Origin of the sequence: Neisseria sp. HMSC065D04 (assembly GCF_001815675.1) — a bacterium.
GTDB lineage: Bacteria > Pseudomonadota > Gammaproteobacteria > Burkholderiales > Neisseriaceae > Neisseria.
On the sequence record NZ_KV821513.1, the window covers coordinates 1 to 4028 of the forward strand.

Below are 4028 nucleotides of genomic sequence, written 5' to 3' on the forward strand. Positions count from 1 at the left end.
TAAAAGAGGTCGTCTGAAATTTTGGGTTTGATTCATGGGCAAAGCCCACGCTACGGGTTGGGTAGATTGGGTTGAAAGCCAACAAAACCTGCATTATCTGCTTAAAAAATATCAATAAAGGGAAAATTATGAAGCTGAATTATAGGCAGCTTGCCTTAGAGCTGACTATGAAAATAATGGCAGTCACGGCTTTGAGTTATTTTATCAAAACCGTTTTAGAAAATTATATGATGACGAGAAATCCAGTCGTATTGCTGTTGTTGGTAGGGGAGTGTATTACGGTTTTTCTCGTGGTTTTCTCTAAATTTACGGATACTCGAAATTTCTCTCTTTTACCCGTATTGGCAACGATGGGGGCAACTTTTTATTTTTTTGCTATTGCGTTGGGTGGCGGTGTCAAATTGATTTCCGATAATGTTGCATCTGTCTTGCTCGTTTTCGGCATCTGTTGGCAGATTTACGCCAAAATTTATCTGGGCAGGAGTTTCGGACTTTTACCTGCCTGTCGAACCGTGGTGGATACCGGCCCTTATCGCTTGGTACGGCATCCGATTTATTTTGGCTATTTCATCGGGCATGTGGCGTTTCTACTCAATAATTTCTCATTGTGGAATATTGAAGTGTTGACCCTATTGTATCTGCTTCAGTTTTTACGCATGAATTATGAAGAACAGGTGCTTAGCCAAAATGAGCAATACAGGGAATATAAATCGCGTGTGAAAAACAGGTTTATACCGTTTTTGCTTTAAACCACACATATAGTGGATTAAAATAAAAATGAGACAAGGCGGCAACGCCCGCCGTGTACGGGTAGTACATAAGGGCGTTGGCAACACGTATCATTGCAATTTTAATCCACTATAGTTAGAACCCCTAGTATGGGCTTTGCACACGGGGAGATTATTGGTAATAAGGTCGTCTGAAAAGCATTTTCAGACGACCTTTTGCCTTGATGGCGTAGATGGTAGCGTGGGCTTTACCCACGAAAATGGCGGGTAAAAGAGGTCGTCTGAAAATTTAATGGGTTTCGTGTGGGCAAAGCCCACGCTACGGGTTTGCAGTGATTCGTAGGTAGAACCCACGCTATGCGGTTAGTGACTTAATCCCCTTCGTAACATCCGCTTTATCCAAGCTTCGCTTCCTCGCCAAACACTTCCCGCCACAATTTCCTGACATTGCTGTAATGTGCCAGCAATTCATCGGTTACTTCGGTTTTTTCCGCGTCGCGCAGTTTGGTGTTGTGTTGCTGCTGGCGGTAGAAGCGGTAGGCGGTGCGGCTTTGTTCGGCGAGGGTTTTGTCGATGAGGCCGCAGTCGGCGGCGATGTTCAAGAGGGCGATGTTGCCGTAGTTGTCGAGGAGTTGCGGATATCGGCGGGCGTGGGCAAGTATCAAATATTGGACGATAAATTCGACGTCGACCACGCCGCCGCGCGCGTATTTTACGTTGCTGTCAACCGGCGGATGGGTGGGGAACATTTTTTCGCGCATTTCGATGATTTCGTGTGCCAAGGCGGTTTGGTCGCGCTCGGCGGTGAGGATTTCGGTGCGGATGCGGTCGAAGGCCGTCTGAATTTCGGGTGTGCCGCAGATGAAGCGGGCGCGGGTGAGGGATTGGTGTTCCCACGTCCATGCGTTTTCGCGCTGATATTTTTCGAAGGCGGCGATGCTGTGGGCGAGGAAGCCGGCGTCGCCGTTGGGGCGTAGGCGCAGGTCGGTTTCGTAGAGGCTGCCTGCGCCGGTGGCGGCGGAAAGCCAGTTGGTCAGGCGGCGGGCGAGGCGGCTGTACACGTCGCCTGCGTCGGGATGGGGATCGTCGTAGAGGTAGACGAGGTCGAGGTCGGAGGCGTAGCCGAGTTCTTTGCCGCCGAGTTTGCCGTAGCCGACGATGGCGAATTGCGGGGTGTCGCGGTGTTTTTTGGGCATGTCCGCCCACGCGCACGGCAGGGCGGCGGCGAGGATGGTGTCGGCTAGGGCGGAGAGTTGGTCGGAGAGGGATTCTACCGTCCACCGTCCGGCGAGGTCTTGGACGGCGAGGCGGAAGACTTGGGCGTGCTGGAAGCGGCGCAGGGTGTCCATTTGCGCTTCGGTGTCGCCACCGCAGGCTTTGAGGTCGTCTGAAAGGGCGGCGGCAAGCGCTTGCCAGTCGAACGCGGTATCCAAAAGCTGCGCGCTGATGAGTTCGTCCAGCAGAATCGGATATTTACTAAGATACGCCGCCACCCATGAGCTTTGGCTCATAATCTGCGCCAGTTGCGCCAAGGTTTGCGGATGTTCGTTGAGAAAGGCGAGATAGGCGGAGCGGCGGCTGATGTTTTCGAGGAAGTCAAGCAACCGCATCAGCGTATCGGTCGGGTTGTTTTGCTCGGCCGCCGCCTGTACGAACAGCGGCACAATGGCGTCAAAACGAGGCTGGGCGTGTGCGGAGAGATGGCGGTATTTATGACCGTTGCGGATTTGGTCGAGCCTTGCGGCGATGGTTTCGGCATCGAACCCGTGTTCTTTCAGACGGCCTTGCCGCTCTTCTTCGTCGGGCTTGTCTTGCCATGCCCATTGCCATTCGCTGTTGGCTAGGGTTTGCTCTTCGGGTTCGCTCAAAATTTCGTTGAACAACTGATTGACCTTGTTACGATGAACGTTGAGGTCGTCTGAAAAAGCGGTGTAGCTGTCGAAACCCATGCTTTCGGCGAGCAGTTGTTGCTGTTCGGGCGAGGCGGGCAGGGTTTGGGTTTGCTGGTCGTCCCAGTATTGCAGGCGGTGTTCGACGTCGCGCAGGAAGCGGTAGGCGGCAAGCAGGGTTTCGACGTTTTCAGACGGCATGATGCCCAGCTCGGCAAGTTTCTTCAGCGTTTCCTGTGTGCCTTTCAGTTGCAGCGAGCGCATTTGTCCGCCGCGTATCATCTGGAAAATCTGGGCGATAAATTCGACTTCGCGGATGCCGCCTGCGCCGAGTTTGATGTTGTCCGCCATGCCTTTTTTGCTGACTTCGCTGCGGATTTGGCGGTGCAGGTTGCGCATCGCTTCATACGCGCTGTAATCCAGATATTTGCGGAACACGAAGGGGCGCACCAGCGCTTTGATGTCGTTCGGATACGGCGTAACCACGCGGCCTTTGCACCACGCATAGCGTTCCCATTCTCGCCCCTGCGTAATCAAATATTGCTCCAGCGCGGTTTCGCTCAATACCAGCGCGCCCGAATCGCCGTCCGGCCGCAGCCGCATATCAACGCGGAACACCTGCCCGTCGGCGGTAATGTCGTTCAGCAGCGCAATCAGTTTCTGCCCGACTTTAGTGAAAAACTCCTGATTGTCCCGTTCGCGCCTGCCGTCGGTATCGCCCGATTCGGGATAGATGAAAATCAAATCGATGTCGGAAGACACGTTCAACTCATAGCCGCCCGCCTTGCCCATCGCCACCACGCTCAAATGCTGCGGCGATTTGGTATAACGCCCGAACGGCGTGCCGTACATGTTCCGATAATAGGCGTAGGCAAAGTCCAGCGCGGTATTGACGGCAAAATCGGCAAACAGCGTAATCGTGCGGGTTACTTCGTTCAAATCGCTGATGCGGTTTATATCGCGCACGATAATCTGTGACACGACATAACGGCGCAACTCGCGCAACTGCCGCGCCAATTCTTCCTCGTTTTCTTCTGCGCGGATTTTGTCCCAGTCGGCAAAGGCTTGGAAATCCGCTTCGGTCAACACCTTGTCCAACATAGGCAGGAAAATTTCAGGCTTGAGTTTGCCGTTGTCGAGCTGGCGGGCGAGGAACAGGGAATGGCGGCGGGCGGTGTCGAGGCGGTTGTCGGACATTTCGGATTCCGTTTGGAAGGATGACGGGAGTGGGATAGTGGATTCACTTTAAATCAGGACAAAGCGAGGCAATGCCGTACCGGTTTAAAGTCAAGCCACTATATCATAGCAATCTTGGAGGTCGTCTGAAACTGCAAAACTTAGGCGTATGAGTGGGTGTGTGTTTTACGGCATGGGAAGTTTGTTATAGTGGATTAACTTTAAACCAGTACGG

At 53.0% G+C, this 4028-nt stretch carries 2 protein-coding genes; one reads left to right on the forward strand and one right to left on the reverse strand.

The window, feature by feature from the left end:
- Positions 1-128 precede the first annotated feature (128 nt).
- On the forward strand, positions 129-749 hold the full coding sequence (locus tag HMPREF3050_RS06435; RefSeq protein ID WP_049223284.1) for a methyltransferase family protein: 621 nt from the start codon (positions 129-131) through the stop codon (positions 747-749).
- A gap of 374 nt (positions 750-1123) precedes the next feature.
- Here HMPREF3050_RS06435 and glnE read toward each other — a convergent pair whose 3' ends face one another.
- Entirely contained in the window at positions 1124-3814 is a 2691-nt protein-coding gene (gene glnE, locus HMPREF3050_RS06440; RefSeq protein WP_070774162.1) for a bifunctional [glutamate--ammonia ligase]-adenylyl-L-tyrosine phosphorylase/[glutamate--ammonia-ligase] adenylyltransferase, read from the reverse strand.
- Positions 3815-4028: the final 214 nt, after the last annotated feature.